Genomic DNA, 15,677 nt, shown 5'->3' on the forward strand with positions numbered 1-15,677 from the left:
GGTTTTCGGACCGCTCCGCCGTGTCGGCGCCGCTCCCCGCCCTCCGTCCTTTTCAGTGGAGGCGCAATAGGTGTGATCATCGCCAGAATCCACCGGATGCCCGGTCAACCGGACGAAGGGGTATATGTCATGTCCGAGGTCGACGCCCCGCGCGGGAGGACATGCTCCCGTACGCCGCGCCTGCGCACCCCCGGTGCCCTTCCCGGCCGTGTCCTTCCCGGCCGCGCCCGCACCCTGCGCTCGGTGGCGCTCCTCACCAGCGGCGTGCTGGTGCTGCCGGTGCTGGCCGGCTGCACGTCCGGGGCAGGCCGCTCCGACGCCGTGGCGGTCCCCTCGGACATCGGCCACACCGGGCGCGACCGGGTGGAGAAGGGCGGCACCCTGCGATGGGCCGTCGACTCCGTACCCACCACACTCAACGCGTTCCAGGCCGACGCGGACAGCGCCACCAGCCGGGTCGCCGGAGCCGTCCTCCCCACCCTCTTCACGCTGGACCGGCGAGGCCGCCCGCAGCTCAACCCCGACTATCTGGAATCGGCCGAACTCGTCGACCGCGAGCCCAAGCAGGTCGTCCTCTACAAGCTCAACCAGGAGGCGGTCTGGACGGACGGGAGGGAGATCGGCGCACCGGACTTCGTCGCCCAGTGGCGGGCGCTCAGCGGCAGGGACACGGCGTACTGGACCGCGCGCAACGCCGGCTACGAGCGGATCGAGAAGATCGAACGGGGCAAGAGCGACCTGGAGGTCCGGGTCACCTTCGCCAGGCCGTACGCCGACTGGCGCTCGCTGTTCTCCCCGCTCTACCCGAAGGAGACGATGGGCACCCCGGCGTCCTTCAACGACGGGGCCCGCTCGGAACTCCCCGTGACCGCGGGGCCGTTCGCCCTGCAGAAGGTCGACGGTGAGGGCGGCACCGTCACCCTCGTCCGCAACCCGCGCTGGTGGGGGGATCCGGCCAAGCTCGACTCGATCGTGCTGCGGGCCGTGCCGCGCGACCGGCGCGCGGCGGCGCTCGCCACGGGCGACGTCGATCTGGCCGAGATCGACCGGGGCGTCGCGGACCGTATCGCGGTGGCGCATGAGGACCCGAGCGACGGGAGCGACGGGAGTGGCGGGAGTGGCGGAAGCGGTCCGGGGGCGGCTTCCGCGGCGGCCGGGGAATCCGGCGGCGGCCCGGAGCGGGAACGTTCCGCCGGAGGATCCGGGCAGACCGCGGACGGGGGCAGCGGGCCGATCGCGCGGGAGCGCGGCGACGCCGGGCCGGCGGGGTTCAGCAGCGATCAGACCGGGCTGCGCGGATTCGTGGTCCGCAAGTCCCTGGAGCCCGCCTACACCCAGCTCGCCCTCAACGGGGAGTCCGGACCGCTCGCGGACGAGCGGGTACGGCGTGCCGTGGCACGGGCGCTGGACCGCCGGGCGCTCGCCGAGACCGTGCTGAAGCCGCTCGGACTGCCCGCGAAGCCCGTCGGCAGCCATCTGGCGCTCGCCGGGCAGCCCGCCTACGCGGACAGCAGCGGTGCGCTCGGCGGGCAGGACACCGAGGAGGCCCAGGCACTGCTCGCCGACGCGGGCTGGACCCCGGAGGGCGCCCGGGCGGCGGATTCCGGTACGAAGGCGGGCCCCGAGCAGACCCCCGCGGCCGGGAGTCCGGCGGCCGGGAGCCCGGTGGCGGGGAGTCCGGCGGCCGGGAGCCCGGTGGCGGGGAGTCCGGCGGCCGGAAGTCCGGTGGCGGGGAGCCCCGCGGGTGGTCCGGCGGTGAGTGGCCCGGTGGCGGGGAGTCCGGCGCCGCAGGCGCCCGGTGCGCAGAGCCCGTCAGCGGTTGCCCAGCCCCCCGCGGCCCACGCGGCCCCCGTGCCCCCCGCGGCCGCCCCCGGCACCGGGGGTGACGACAAGCCGGGCGCCCGCGGTCCCATGGCGCTTCCCGCCGGCAGCGACGGGGACAAGGCGATGCCCGAGGCGTACGGGAGGGAAGGCGGAGTCCCGGGCGCCTATGCGCCGGTCGGCACCAGGGCCCCGGGCCGGAACCCGGTCGCGGGACCGCTCGGCAAGGACGGCCAGCCGCTCAGCCTGCGCTTCGTCCTCCCCTCGGGCCCGGGATCCGAACCGCTGCGCACGGTCGCGGACCGCATCCGCACGATGCTGGACCGGATCGGGATCAGTACGGAGGTGCGGAAGGTCGCGGACGAGTCCTTCTTCAGGGACCACATCGCCTCGGGGCACTACGACCTCGCCCTCTGGTCCTGGCCGGCGACGGCCTACCCGGCGACCGACGCCCGCCCGATCTACGCCAAGCCGCAGCCCGCGACGGACGGGTCGCTGCTGGTGGAGCAGAACTACACCCGGGTCGGTACGGACCGTATCGACCAGCTCTTCGACGAAGCCGTCTCCGAGCTGGACGAGAGGAAGGCCCGCGATCTGATGAAGCAGGTCGACTCCCGGATCTGGGCCGCGGCGGCCTCCATCCCCCTCTACCAGCGTCCGGAGCTGGTGGCCGTGAAGTACGGCCTGGTCAACGCGGGCGCCTTCGGCTTCTCGGCACCGCGCTACCAGGACATCGGCTTTGTGAAGGCGGAGCCGGCGCACGGGGCGGAGCGGGACTGAGCGAGTGGCTGCCCGCCGCGCGGCGAGGAGCCGGCCGGCCGGCGGGTGCGGGGCCGAGCCCGCCCGTGGCCGCTCCTTGACCGCCCCACCGTCCACCGACGGGAGCGGAGGGTCACGCTCCGCCGGTCGGGTCGGGTCGGGTCGGGTCGGGTCGGGTCAGGCCCGGGGTCGGCTCCGTGCGGACCCGTAGGGGAAGTCCCGGTGCCCGGCGCCGCCGGGTGCGGCCGGCTCCGTGCGGGCCGGGCCCCGGGGCGGCCCCGGGTGCCCGGTTGCGCGTGCGGGGAGTCGGAAGCGCGCGTCGCGCGGTCTGCCGCACCCGTTGCGGAACCCTCCGCTCCGGTGAGCCGGACCTCAGATGCCGCTCAAGTCCCTTGCGTGCCGGAGGTCCCGGCGGGCAAGGTCGTGCCGGGTCGGATCGGCCCGGGAAGCCCCTTGCGCGGTGGCCCCGTACCATGGACACAGCCGTGGCGCGTCCGCCCGGCGGGCGTAAGAGGAAACAGACGCCGCATCCCACGACCCGAGAGAAGCGCAAGCCACCCATGCCCACGCGCCACGACATCCGCAACGTCGCCATCGTCGCCCACGTCGACCACGGCAAGACGACCATAGTCGACGCCATGCTGAAGCAGGCCGGAGCCTTCGCCGCGCACCAGCTCGACTCCGTCGACGACCGGGTCATGGACTCGAACGACCTGGAGCGTGAGAAGGGCATCACGATCCTCGCGAAGAACACGGCGGTGAAGTACCACCCCAAGGACGGTGGGTCGCCCATCACCATCAACATCATCGACACCCCCGGCCACGCCGACTTCGGCGGCGAGGTCGAGCGGGGTCTGTCGATGGTCGACGGCGTGGTGCTGCTGGTGGACGCCTCCGAGGGCCCGCTCCCGCAGACGCGTTTCGTGCTCCGCAAGGCGCTCCAGCGGCGGATGCCGGTCATCCTGTGCATCAACAAGACCGACCGCCCGGACTCCCGGATCGACGAGGTCGTCAACGAGACCTACGACCTGTTCCTCGACCTGGACGCCGACGAGGACCAGATCGAGTTCCCGATCGTCTACGCCTGCGGCCGTGACGGCGTCGCGTCGCTGACCAAGCCGGAGGACGGCACCGTCCCGGCCGACAGCGAGAGCCTGGAGCCGTTCTTCTCCACCATCCTGGCGCACATCCCGGCCCCGACGTACGACGAGGGCGCTCCCCTCCAGGCCCACGTCACCAACCTCGACGCCGACAACTTCCTCGGCCGCATCGCGCTGCTCCGCGTCGAGCAGGGCGAACTCCGCAAGGGCCAGACGGTGGCGTGGATCAAGCGCGACGGCTCGGTCGCCGGCGTCCGCATCTCCGAGCTGATGATGACCGAGGCGCTCACCCGCAAGCCCGCCGAGGTCGCGGGCCCCGGTGACATCTGCGCCGTCGCCGGCATTCCCGACATCATGATCGGCGAGACCCTGGCCGACCCGGAGAACCCGGTTGCGCTGCCGCTGATCACGGTCGACGAGCCGGCGATCTCCATGACCATCGGCACCAACACCTCCCCTCTCGTGGGCCGGGGCGCCACCGGCAAGGGCGCGGACAACAAGGGCGGTGTCAAGGACCGCAAGGTCACCGCCCGCCAGGTCAAGGACCGCCTCGACCGGGAGCTGATCGGCAACGTCTCGCTGCGGGTCCTCGACACCGAGCGCCCCGACGCCTGGGAGGTCCAGGGCCGCGGCGAGCTGGCCCTGGCGATCCTCGTCGAGACCATGCGCCGGGAGGGCTTCGAGCTGACCATAGGCAAGCCCCAGGTGGTCACCAAGGAGGTCGACGGCAGGCTGCACGAGCCGGTCGAGCGCATGACCATCGACGTGCCCGAGGAGCACATGGGCGCCGTCACCCAGCTCATGGGCGTGCGCAAGGGCCGTATGGACAACATGTCCAACCACGGCTCCGGCTGGGTCCGCATGGAGTTCGTGGTGCCGTCCCGCGGCCTGATCGGCTTCCGTACCGAGTTCCTGACCAACACCCGCGGCACCGGGATCGCCCACTCGATCCACGAGGGCCACGAGCCGTGGTTCGGCAACCTGCAGACCCGCAACAACGGCTCGCTGGTCGCGGACCGGTCCGGTGCCGTCACCGCCTTCGCCATGACCAACCTCCAGGAGCGCGGTGTGCTCTTCGTCGAGCCGGGCACCGAGGTCTACGAGGGCATGATCGTCGGCGAGAACTCCCGCTCCGACGACATGGACGTGAACATCACCAAGGAGAAGAAGCTCACGAACATGCGCTCCTCCACGGCCGATGTCGCGGAGTCCATCGTGCCGCCGCGCAAGCTGTCGCTGGAGCAGTCGCTGGAGTTCTGCCGCGACGACGAGTGCGTCGAGGTGACCCCGGAGGCCGTGCGCATCCGCAAGGTCAACCTGGACGCCCGCGAGCGTGCCCGCGCCGCCTCGCGTGCCAAGCACGGCTGAACCGCGCCACCTCCTCGGCAGAGGCCCGGCTCCCCCGGACACGGAGGAGTGCCGGGCCTCTCGTCAACCTCATTTCGGCCACCGGCTCTGGCTGTCGCGTTCGTTTATCGGATGCCGTTCCCCGGAACTTGTGTCAAGGGTCCGTTTCGCGGGTGTCTGTCTCTGATCGCTTTGTCCGGATTTCGGGCCGACCGACTCCGCCGATGTTGTCAAAACGAGACCCTTTAAGTGTGGTTTACGGCCCTCGCCTCCTTAATAGTTGGCTCCGTTGAGCTCGGGTCAATGGGTCAAGCGCGGTGGGGAGCGCCGGCTCACGAGCACACTCGCGGTACTTGACGGGCGCGCTGTCAGGGGTGTCAGCGCGCGTAGACAGAGTGCCCTTCTTGTAGTGACTAGTGGACTCATGAGGAGGAACCCATGCGCGGTGCCAAGAGCGCCAAGTGGGTGGCCGGTGCGATCGTCGTCGCGATGGCGGCCACCGCCTGTGGCGGTGGCAGTGGTGACGAGGGCAAGAAGAGCCCGTCGGGCAAGCCCGAGGGCTACGTCTCGATCGACGTCGGCGAGCCGCAGAAGCCGCTGATCCCGGCCGACACCAACGAGAGCCTCGGCTCCTACGTCATCCAGTCGCTCTTCACTCAGCTGCTGGACTTCGACTCCAAGGGCGAGATCGTCTACACGAACGCCGAGTCCGTCACCACTACCGACTCGAAGACCTGGACCGTCAAGCTGAAGTCCGGCTGGAAGTTCCACAACGGCGAGGCCGTCACCGCGCAGTCCTACGTCGACGCGTGGAACTGGTACGCCAACGTCAAGAACCAGCAGCAGAACAGCTTCTGGTTCTCGGACATCGCCGGCTACGCCGACGTCCACCCCGAGAAGGGTGAGCCGAAGGCCGACAAGATGTCGGGTCTGAAGGTCGTGGACGACACCACCTTCACCATTACGCTGACCGAGAAGGTCCCGTACTTCAACTACAAGCTGGGCTATGCCACCTTCGCCCCGCTGCCGAAGGTCTTCTACGACGACCCGAAGGCGTTCGGCAAGAAGCCGATCGGCAACGGTCCGTACAAGTTCGAGAAGTGGACCCACAAGAAGCTGATCCAGGTTGCGGCCAACCCTGACTACCAGGGCCCCAACAAGGCGAAGAACAAGGGCATCCAGTTCAAGAACTACGCGACCGTCGAGGCCGCGTACCAGGACGTCGTCTCCGGCAACCTGGACATCATCCGCCAGGTCGGCCCGACCGACCTGCCGAAGTACAAGCAGGACCTCGGCGAGGGCGCCATCGAGCAGCCGTACGCGGCGATCCAGACCCTCGTCCCGGCGTTCTACACCTCGACGTTCAAGGACATGGACCCGAAGGTGCGCCAGGGTCTGTCCATGGCGATCGACCGTGAGACGATCACCAAGACCGTCCTGAACAGCACCCGCACCCCCGCGACGAGCTTCGTGCCGCCGCAGGTCAAGGGCAACCAGGACCTGGGCACCGACGTGTTCACGTACAACCCGGCCAAGGCGAAGCAGCTGGTGACCGAGGGCGGCGGCGTCCCGGGCAACAAGGTCCTCATCCAGTACAACTCCGACGGTGGCCACAAGGAGTGGGTGACCGCCGTCTGCGAGTCCATCCGCAACGCGACCGGTGTCGACTGCGTCGGCGACGCCAAGCCGGACTTCGCCACGGACCTCGAGGCCCGCGACAACGACCAGGTGAAGTCGATGTACCGCGGCGGCTGGGTGGCCGACTACCCGGTCAACGTGAACTTCATCAAGGAGCTCTACCACTCCGGCGCCGAGGCGAACAACGGTCGCTTCAAGAACGCCGCCATCGACAAGATGATGGCGGAGGCCGACAAGGCCAACTCCCTCGAGGAGTCCGTGAAGGGCTACCAGGAGGTCGAGAAGAAGCTGCTCGAGGAGATGCCGGCGATCCCGCTGTGGTACTACCGGATCAACGGTGGCCACGGCAAGGGCGTCGACAACGTGGAGGTCGACTTCCACGGTGACCTCGAGCTGACCGGAGTCACCGTCAAGTAACCCTTGACGGGTCCCAACCCCACTCGGCCATCACCCGCCGCCGTCGGTCATCCGGCGGCGGCGGTGGTCCGGGGCGTGTGTGCTGCGCATCAGCGCCCCCGGACCGGTAAACCCCTCACGGAGGCACATATGGGGCGCTACGTCGCACGACGACTGCTCCAGATGATCCCGGTGTTCATCGGGTCAACTTTTTTGATCTTCGCCATGATGTACGCGCTTCCCGGCGACCCCGTCAGAGCGCTCATGGGAGACCAGGCTTTCGACCCCGCCGTCCTCGAGGCGAAGCGGCACGAGCTCGGTCTCGACCTCCCCCTGTGGCAGCAGTACGTGAACTACCTGACCGGCCTGCTGCAGGGCGACTTCGGTACGGAGATCGGCAGTGGTCGTCCCATCTCCGAGATCATCGGCCAGGCGTTCCCCGTCTCCGTGCGGCTGACGCTGTTCGCCTTCGCCTTCACGGTGATCGTCGGTATCGGACTCGGCATCGTGGCGGGCCTGAGGCCCGAGTCGGTCCGCGACCGCGGCCTCCTCGGCCTGACCCTGGTGCTGATCTCGATGCCCTCCTTCGTGCTGGGCTATCTGATGCAGTACCTGTTCGCGTTCCAGCTGGGGCTGACCACCCCGACCGTGCAGGACTCCGAGAGCTTCGGCGACCTGTTCCTGCCGGCGATCGTCCTCGGCTCGCTCTCCCTGGCCTACGTGGCCCGTCTGACCCGTACGTCGATGGCGGAGAACCTGCGCGCCGACTACATGCGCACCGCGGTGGCCAAGGGCCTGCCGCGCCGCCGCATCGTCGGCGTCCACCTGATGCGCAACTCGCTCATCCCGGTGGTCACCTTCCTCGGTACCGACATCGGCAACCTGATGGCCGGGGCGATCGTCACCGAGGGCATCTTCAACGTGCAGGGTGTCGGTGACGCCATCTACGAGGCGCTGTTCCGCCGCGAGGGCGCCACCGTCGTCGGCATCGCCTCACTGATCGTCCTCGTCTATCTGCTCGCCAGCCTGCTCGTCGACCTGCTCTACGCGGTCCTGGACCCGAGGATCCGGTATGCCTGAGAAGACCGCAGCCACCGCGGTGTCCGCCGAGACCGAGGTCAGCGCCACCGCACCGGACGACGCCCCCGCGGCCGTGACCGCCAAGCCGGAGAAGGCGCGCAGCCTCTGGTCCGACGCCTGGGGCGACCTGCGCCGCAACCCGCTGTTCCTGATCTCCGCCGGGCTCATCCTGGTGCTGCTGGCCATCTCGGCCTTCCCGGGCCTGTTCACCTCGGCCTCGCCGCGTGACGCCGACCTGGCCAACCACTACCTGCAGCACCCCAACTGGGGCCACTTCTTCGCCCCGGACTGGTTCGGCTACGACGGCCAGGGGCGTTCCATCTACGCGCGGGTCATCTACGGCGCCCGTGCCTCGATCATGGTGGGTGTCGGCGTCACCGCGCTGGTCACGATCATCGGGACCATCATCGGCATGGCGGCCGGCTACTTCGGCGGCCTCACCGACTCGCTGCTGTCGCGCGTCACCGACATCTTCATGGGCATCCCGTTCCTGCTGGGCGCGCTCGTCGTGCTGACCGGCTTCGAGAACCGCTCCATCTGGGTGGTCATCCTCGCCCTGGTGTTCCTCGGCTGGACCGTGATCGCCCGTGTCGCCCGCGGCGCGGTCATCAACATCAAGCAGGCCGACTACGTGGTGGCCGCCAAGGCGCTCGGCGCCTCCACCAGCCGCATCCTGATCCGGCACGTCCTGCCCAACGCCCTCGCCCCGATCATCGTCGTCGCCACCCTCGCCCTGGGCGGCTACATCGCGGCCGAGGCGACGCTGTCGTTCCTCGGCGTCGGTCTGGCCGAGCCCACCGTGTCCTGGGGCGTCGACGTCTCCAGCGGACGCGAGCAGCTCCGAAACGCGCCCCACGTCCTGATCATCCCCTCGGTGATGGTCTCGATCACGGTGCTCGCGTTCCTCATGTTCGGCGATGCGGTACGCAACGCCCTCGACCCCAAGCTGCGCTGAGGGAGGCGTACATGACCATCATCGAAACAACGGCGGACGTCCCCGCCCCCCGCGGCGGTCGGCAGCACGAAGGCCCGCTGCTCGAAGTCCGCGACCTGCATGTGGAGTTCCACACCCGGGACGGCGTCACCAAGGCCGTCAACGGGGTGAACTACTCCGTCAGCGCCGGTGAGACGCTCGCCGTGCTCGGCGAGTCCGGCTCGGGCAAGTCCGTGACGGCCCAGGCCGTCATGGGCATCCTGGACATGCCTCCGGGGCGTATCCCCAAGGGTGAGATCCGCTTCCGCGGGCAGGACATGCTCAGGATGTCCGCCGAGGAACGCCGTGCGCTCCGCGGCCGCAAGATCGCGATGATCTTCCAGGATGCACTGTCGTCCCTGAATCCGGTGCTGTCGGTGGGCTACCAGCTCGGTGAGATGTTCAGGGTGCACGAGGGTCTGTCGAAGAAGGAAGCCAAGGTCAAGTCCATCGAGCTGATGGACCGGGTGAAGATCCCGGCAGCCGCGGCCAGGGTCGGCGACTACCCGCACCAGTTTTCCGGCGGTATGCGCCAGCGCATCATGATCGCCATGGCACTCGCGCTGGAGCCGGATCTGATCATCGCCGACGAGCCGACCACCGCGCTCGACGTGACCGTCCAGGCGCAGGTCATGGATCTGCTGGCGGAGCTTCAGGCCGAGTACAACATGGGCCTGATCCTGATCACCCACGACCTCGGTGTGGTCGCGGACGTCGCGGACAAGATCGCGGTGATGTACGCGGGTCGGATCGTCGAGACCGCGCCGGTCCACGAGCTGTACAAGCGCCCGGCCCATCCGTACACCCGGGGCCTGCTCGACTCGATCCCCCGCCTGGACCAGAAGGGCCAGGAGCTGTACGCGATCAAGGGCCTTCCGCCCAACCTGACGCGCATCCCGACCGGTTGTGCGTTCAACCCGCGCTGCCCGAAGGCCGATGACGTCTGCCGCACGGATGTCCCGGCTCTGCACCAGGTGACCGAGCAGGACGGCGCCGAGCTCCCCGGCCGCGGAAGCGCGTGCCACTTCTGGAAGGAGACGATCCATGGCTGAGCTCCGAAAGGCCGCCCCGTCGGCCGAGGGCTCGACCACGGACTCCGTGGGCGCGACGCCGAACGCGACCGAGACCGGGAGGGGCGACTCTGCCATCGAGGCGGGGGCCGCTGTCGGCCTTGACGTGTCGGCTGACCGCGGCGAGCCGATCCTCCGGGTACGCAATCTGGTCAAGCACTTTCCGATGACCCAGGGCATCCTGCTCAAGAAGAAGATCGGTGCGGTCAAGGCCGTGGACGGCGTCTCGTTCGATCTTCACCAGGGCGAGACCCTCGGCATCGTCGGCGAGTCCGGTTGCGGCAAGTCGACCGTCGCCAAACTGCTGATGTCGCTCGAGACCGCCACGTCCGGTGAGGTCTTCTACAAGGGGCAGGACATCACCCGACTGTCCGGGCGTGCGCTGAAGGCCGTCCGCCGGAACATCCAGATGGTCTTCCAGGACCCGTACACCTCGCTCAATCCCCGCATGACGGTCGGCGACATCATCGGGGAGCCCTTCGACATCCACCCCGAGGTGGCCCCCAAGGGCGACCGGCGCCGCAAGGTGCAGGAGTTGCTGGACGTCGTCGGCCTGAACCCCGAGTACGTCAACCGGTACCCGCATCAGTTCTCCGGCGGTCAGCGGCAGCGCATCGGCATTGCCCGGGGCCTCGCGCTGAACCCGGAGATCATCGTCTGCGACGAGCCGGTGTCGGCGCTCGACGTCTCCGTCCAAGCGCAGGTCATCAACCTGATGAAGAGGCTTCAGGACGAGTTCAACCTCTCCTACGTCTTCATCGCACACGACCTGTCCATCGTCCGGCACATCTCCGACCGTGTCGGCGTGATGTACCTGGGCCAGATGGCGGAGATCGGCACGGACACGCAGATCTACGACCATCCGACACATCCGTACACCCAGGCTCTGCTGTCCGCGGTGCCGGTGCCCGACCCCGCGTCGCGCGATGGCCGGGAGCGGATCATCCTCTCGGGGGACGTCCCGTCGCCGGCGAACCCGCCGTCGGGGTGCCGCTTCCGTACCCGGTGCTGGAAGGCTCAGGAGAAGTGCGCCACCGAGGTGCCGCTGCTGGCCGTTCCTGAGTACTTCGCGGGCCAGGACACTCCCGCCGCACACGAGTCGGCCTGCCACTTCGCCGAGGAAAAGGACGTCGTGCACGCGGGTTAGACCGCGGCCGACCCCTCCGGACGCTGAACTCCAGGGCTCCCCTCAGGGCGGGCCCTGGAGGGCGCTGTGCGCGGAACGGGCGACAGCCCGGCGCGAGTCACTTCGGGGTAGGATGTGAAGCTGGCCTCGAGACCGTTCTGCGACGAACGTGCCTGGGCTGATCTCTCGAACCGCCCAGGGCGGGAAGGTCTGCATCCCGATCGATCCGAAGGCGCTCATGCGTCTGATACGTATCCGGGGACTGACCCTGCGTCAGTGGAGACGTGCCGTGCACGAATGCATCGCGAATTGCCTGTCGACCGGAATTCAGACCGCCAACTTGCCCGGGGCGGGGGCGCCGGTAGCCAGGCCGCGAGTGGGATCTGCCAACCGCTCCCCGTCTCAGGATTCACCCGCCCCCCTCCCGTGGTACTGAGATGCCCCGCTCGTTCGGGGTGCCAGTGGCGGCCTCGCCCACGGATACCGACCCGACGGATCGTCGGTTTCGAGCCATGCCCGAAAAAACCTATTGATCGACAATCGTGGCGACGGGGTATGCTCGCGGGTGTGTAGAGGCCCGAAACCTCTTGCGTGTAGGGGGTCGGCCCTTCCAGGTAGGAATATGAGCTGCTGTATTGCTGCTCAGCTCTTGTTCTTCACAGAGAGGCTGAATGGTACAGGTATGAGCATTCACAAGAAGAGTTCCCTCGCGGGCATTGCGGGGTTGACGTCCACCGCTGTCGCGGCGCTCGTCCTTGCTGTACCCGGGGCGGCGCAGGCAGCCCCGGCCGCTTACTGGAGTGTGGACTGCGACAAGTGGGCGGCCAGCGGCGACCCGGGCTCCCACGACATGGTTGCGACGATCTGGCGGTCGAGCGACTCCACCAAGGCCGCTCGCGCGTCCTTCAAGGGCAACGGAGAAAAGCTGTCCATCAGTAACTGGTCGGGAGCCATGATGGGCTACAAGCTCCAGTGGGCAACCGCAAGCGGCTCCAAGATCGAGAGGACATGGGAGTTCGACCTCGGCTCCGGAAGCTCGAAGAGCGTGGACTTCGATATCCCCGAAGGGCGCACGGTGTACCTCTCCGTCGGAACCCCGGGCGGGAGTACGGCGTACTGCTCGGGTAAAGCGTAGGGATCGACCCTTCGCGCCACCGGACCGGCCTGGCCGACAGGTGGCGAGTCAAGGGCTCGCGTGGGGCGAAGGGTTGCTACCGCTCCAGGCTCCTGGAGCGGTAGTGCCTCTGGTTGAGCCGAGGGGTTGTCGCCCATCGGCTCTCCCAGCCCCGTGCGTGACGAGTGCGCGTTATGCGGTTGTGGTCGTGAGGGGCGACGTTGCACGTACATGCTCGACGGGGCCTACGCGTTTCTCCAACGCAGGGTAGGGCTACGTCCCGTGTATTGATCAGAAACTCATAGGGTGCACTCGTCGGCGATATAGCGGACGAGCAGGGCGCCGAAGTGGCCGCGCGCGATGTGGGGTGGCCTTGTCGGCGGGGGAATAACCCGGGTATTTCGGCGCGGGTTCGTTCTCGGGCTGCGGGGCGCCGCGAGTCGTGCCATCCGCACGGCGAGTCGTTGCCGAGGTGGCTCAGGTCCCGGCGGGGACTATCTTCGGTGTGTGCCATCCGGTGGATCGTGCACAGCATCTGGCTGTGCTCAGCAGCCTGGCTTGATTCTGTCGGGGATCTTGAGGATTCCCGGCGGGGCAGCATGATCAGCGGGCATGCTCGGCGCTGTTCAAGGACCGACGCAGTTGTCGAGGTGCCCGTTGTCTCTTCGCCCCCGTTCCGGTGAGCACGTTCCGCCTCTGACCGTGCAAATCGCGCGGTGCGAGCAATCCGGCCGGAACGACGGCGATATGGGTGCGCGACGACCGGGTGGTCTGTGGTGCGACAAGGACTTCGCCGACTGGTACCCGCGCGACGGCCGCCCGGGGCTCTCGCCTGCTCGGCTGGCCACCGTTTGTGTGCTTCAGTTCCTGCTCGGCCTGTCGGACTGGCAGGCCGCCGAGGTGGTCCGCTGCCGCATCGACTTCACATACGCCATGGCCATGGGGCTGGACGAACGGGCTTCCACCACAGCGTGCTGGCCGACTTCCGTGACCGTCTCGCTGAAGGCGACCGTCCCGACCGCCTCCGAGAACTCACGCCCGCGCGTCTCAAGGAGACCGCCGGACTGGTGCGCGAGCGCACCACGCAGCGCACCGACTTCACCCGGGAAGGCACATATCCAGCACGTCCTGACGGCCATCGCCGTCAACATTGAGCGACTCAGCGGACTGCCACCGGCTGAGGAAACCCTCATGCCCGACGACCGACCGCCTTCCAGCACTACCTCGACCAGCGCGAGATACCCCGGCTGAGGTCCTGGCGAGCCCTGGGCACCTGACGTCGGCAACTCCAGGATCCCCGACAGAATCAAGCTAGCACCACGAGCCCGCCACGCTGCCGGTGCGACGGCAGTCGGCCCACGTCCGGCAGGATCGTTGGCACCTGCGATGCACCTCCGCTGCCGTGACCGGTGGACTCGTTCGGCGTATCGGACAGGCGCCCGTACGGCCCGGCGATGCACCCGTTGAGCGTAAGCCAAGGTGTGCTTCTCTTCCGGCCGTCAACACATGAAGTGCCCAGGCCGCAGTCGCGATCATCCGGAGGCACCCCATGCGCGGAGCCGCTCACGTCACCCGGGCCGCCTGCGCGGCCGCCGTCGTCCTCGCGGCCGGCGCGTGCGGCGGCGGGGCCCCGGCCGGCGGGCCCGACGGGATCGTCACGTCCTCCTGGGGCGACCCCCAGAACCCGCTGGAACCGGCGAACACCAACGAGGTCCAGGGCGGCAAGGTCCTCGACATGATCTTCCGGGGCCTGAAGCGCTACGACCCGAGGACCGGCGAGGCCCAGGACATGCTCGCCGAGCGGATCGACACGGACGACTCCGTCAACTTCACCGTCACCGTGAAGAGCGGCTGGACCTTCTCCGACGGCGAGCCCGTGACCGCGAAGTCGTTCGTCGACGCCTGGAACTACGGCGCGCACCTGGAGAACAACCAGCGCAACGCCTACTTCTTCGGCTACATCAAAGGGTACGACCAGGTCCATCCCGCCTCCGGCCGGCCCACCGCGCAGACCATGTCCGGACTGAAGGTGACGGGCGAGCGGACCTTCACCGTCGAACTCGCCCAGAAGTTCTCCACCTGGCCGGAGACCCTCGGCTACGCCGCGTTCGCGCCGCTGCCCAGCAGCTTCTTCAGCGACCGCGACGCCTGGCTGGCCCGCCCCGTCGGCAACGGACCGTACGCCGTCGACAGCTACACCAGGGGCGCCCGGATGTCCCTGCGCCGCTGGGACGGCTATCCGGGCGACGACAAGGCGCGCAACGGCGGCGTCGACCTCAGGGTCTACACCGACAGCAACACCGCCTACACGGATCTGACGGCGGGGCACCTCGACCTGGTCGACGACGTGCCGGCGGCCCAGCTCCGCAACGTCAGGGCCGACCTCGGCGACCGGTACATCAACGCTCCGGCCGGCATCATCCAGACCCTCGCCTTCCCCTACTACGACCCGGACTGGAACAAGCCCGGTCAGGAGAAGGTCCGCCGGGGCCTGTCCATGGCCATCAACCGGCAGCAGATCACCGAAACGATCTTCCAGCGGACCCGTACCCCCGCCAAGGACTGGACCTCGCCCGTGCTCGGCCCGGACGGCGGCTACGACGAGGGGCTGTGCGGCGTCGACTGCACCTACGACCCCGCCCGGGCGAGGAAGCTGATCGCCGAGGGCGGCGGCATCCCGGGCGGCCGGTTCCGGATCACCTACAACGCCGACACCGGCTCCCACCGGCAGTGGGTCGACGCCGTGTGCAACTCCGTCAACAACGCGCTCGGCGACGACCGGGCCTGCGTCGGCAACCCCGTCGGCACCTTCGCCGACTACCGCAACCAGATCACGCAGGCGAAGATGAGCGGCCCCTTCCGGGCCGGCTGGCAGATGGACTACCCGCTCATCCAGAACTTCCTCCAGCCGCTCTACTACACCAACGCCTCCTCCAACGACGGCGAGTGGAGCAACGGCACCTTCGACCGGCTGGTCGACCAGGCGAACGCGGAGACCGACCCCGCCAAGGCGATCGAGACCTTCAAGAGGGCGGAGGGCGTCGTACGGGACCAGATGGCCGCCATCCCGCTCTGGTACCAGAACGGCAGCGCCGGCTACTCCGAGCGGATCTCCAACGTCTCACTGAACCAGTTCAGCGTCCCCGTCTACGAAGAGATCACCGTCGGCTGACCCCAGTCGGCAGGCCGACCGGCAGGCCGACCAGTCGGACAGACAGATAGACAGACAAGCAAACAGCCAGACAGCCAGGCA

Annotated in this window: 10 protein-coding genes; all 10 read left to right on the forward strand. The window is 68.6% G+C overall.

Annotated elements, in window-relative coordinates; genetic code table 11:
- Positions 1–129: 129 nt before the first annotated feature.
- Positions 130–2,601, forward strand: coding sequence for an ABC transporter family substrate-binding protein (locus DDQ41_RS22510; RefSeq protein ID WP_109296109.1), 2,472 nt, complete (start codon positions 130–132; stop codon positions 2,599–2,601).
- A gap of 539 nt (positions 2,602–3,140) precedes the next feature.
- Complete coding sequence (gene typA, locus DDQ41_RS22515; RefSeq protein ID WP_109296110.1) at positions 3,141–5,048, forward strand: translational GTPase TypA; 1,908 nt, start codon at positions 3,141–3,143, stop codon at positions 5,046–5,048.
- A gap of 417 nt (positions 5,049–5,465) precedes the next feature.
- Positions 5,466–7,082, forward strand: coding sequence for a peptide ABC transporter substrate-binding protein (locus DDQ41_RS22520; RefSeq protein ID WP_109296111.1), 1,617 nt, complete (start codon positions 5,466–5,468; stop codon positions 7,080–7,082).
- Positions 7,083–7,211: 129 nt separating this feature from the next.
- Entirely contained in the window at positions 7,212–8,141 is a 930-nt protein-coding gene (locus tag DDQ41_RS22525) for an ABC transporter permease (RefSeq protein WP_167450273.1), read from the forward strand.
- The gene (locus DDQ41_RS22530) at positions 8,134–9,096 is read left to right on the forward strand and encodes an ABC transporter permease (RefSeq protein ID WP_174720311.1); all 963 of its coding nucleotides are present in this window, start codon (positions 8,134–8,136) and stop codon (positions 9,094–9,096) included. Before DDQ41_RS22525 ends, DDQ41_RS22530 begins: the two co-directional genes overlap by 8 nt.
- A gap of 11 nt (positions 9,097–9,107) precedes the next feature.
- On the forward strand, positions 9,108–10,166 hold the full coding sequence (locus tag DDQ41_RS22535) for an ABC transporter ATP-binding protein (protein ID WP_109296112.1): 1,059 nt from the start codon (positions 9,108–9,110) through the stop codon (positions 10,164–10,166).
- The gene (locus tag DDQ41_RS22540) at positions 10,159–11,331 is read left to right on the forward strand and encodes an ABC transporter ATP-binding protein (protein WP_109296113.1); all 1,173 of its coding nucleotides are present in this window, start codon (positions 10,159–10,161) and stop codon (positions 11,329–11,331) included. Before DDQ41_RS22535 ends, DDQ41_RS22540 begins: the two co-directional genes overlap by 8 nt.
- Before the next feature lie 703 nt (positions 11,332–12,034).
- Positions 12,035–12,445 (forward strand): hypothetical protein, encoded by a 411-nt coding sequence (locus tag DDQ41_RS31420; protein WP_162602717.1) that lies wholly within the window; start codon positions 12,035–12,037, stop codon positions 12,443–12,445.
- 726 nt (positions 12,446–13,171) lie between these two features.
- Positions 13,172–13,675 carry a transposase gene (locus DDQ41_RS22550; protein WP_262508544.1) on the forward strand — a complete coding sequence of 168 codons (504 nt, stop codon included), beginning with the start codon at positions 13,172–13,174 and terminating at the stop codon, positions 13,673–13,675.
- 298 nt (positions 13,676–13,973) lie between these two features.
- Positions 13,974–15,596 carry a peptide ABC transporter substrate-binding protein gene (locus DDQ41_RS22555; RefSeq protein ID WP_109296115.1) on the forward strand — a complete coding sequence of 541 codons (1,623 nt, stop codon included), beginning with the start codon at positions 13,974–13,976 and terminating at the stop codon, positions 15,594–15,596.
- The last annotated feature ends 81 nt before the right edge of the window (positions 15,597–15,677 follow it).

The sequence above is a fragment of the Streptomyces spongiicola genome, from assembly GCF_003122365.1.
Taxonomy (GTDB): Bacteria; Actinomycetota; Actinomycetes; order Streptomycetales; family Streptomycetaceae; genus Streptomyces; species Streptomyces spongiicola.

What these genes read in the sequence shown, in the direction of transcription:
- DDQ41_RS22535 (WP_109296112.1), top strand. Translation starts at nt 9,108, where the DNA reads ATGACCATCATCGAAACAACGGCGGACGTCCCCGCCCCCCGCGGCGGT.
- DDQ41_RS22540 (WP_109296113.1), top strand. Translation starts at nt 10,159, where the DNA reads ATGGCTGAGCTCCGAAAGGCCGCCCCGTCGGCCGAGGGCTCGACCACG.
- DDQ41_RS22510 (WP_109296109.1), top strand. Translation starts at nt 130, where the DNA reads ATGTCCGAGGTCGACGCCCCGCGCGGGAGGACATGCTCCCGTACGCCG.
- DDQ41_RS22555 (WP_109296115.1), top strand. Translation starts at nt 13,974, where the DNA reads ATGCGCGGAGCCGCTCACGTCACCCGGGCCGCCTGCGCGGCCGCCGTC.
- DDQ41_RS22550 (WP_262508544.1), top strand. Translation starts at nt 13,172, where the DNA reads ATGGGTGCGCGACGACCGGGTGGTCTGTGGTGCGACAAGGACTTCGCC.
- DDQ41_RS22525 (WP_167450273.1), top strand. Translation starts at nt 7,212, where the DNA reads ATGGGGCGCTACGTCGCACGACGACTGCTCCAGATGATCCCGGTGTTC.
- DDQ41_RS22530 (WP_174720311.1), top strand. Translation starts at nt 8,134, where the DNA reads ATGCCTGAGAAGACCGCAGCCACCGCGGTGTCCGCCGAGACCGAGGTC.
- typA (WP_109296110.1), top strand. Translation starts at nt 3,141, where the DNA reads ATGCCCACGCGCCACGACATCCGCAACGTCGCCATCGTCGCCCACGTC.
- DDQ41_RS22520 (WP_109296111.1), top strand. Translation starts at nt 5,466, where the DNA reads ATGCGCGGTGCCAAGAGCGCCAAGTGGGTGGCCGGTGCGATCGTCGTC.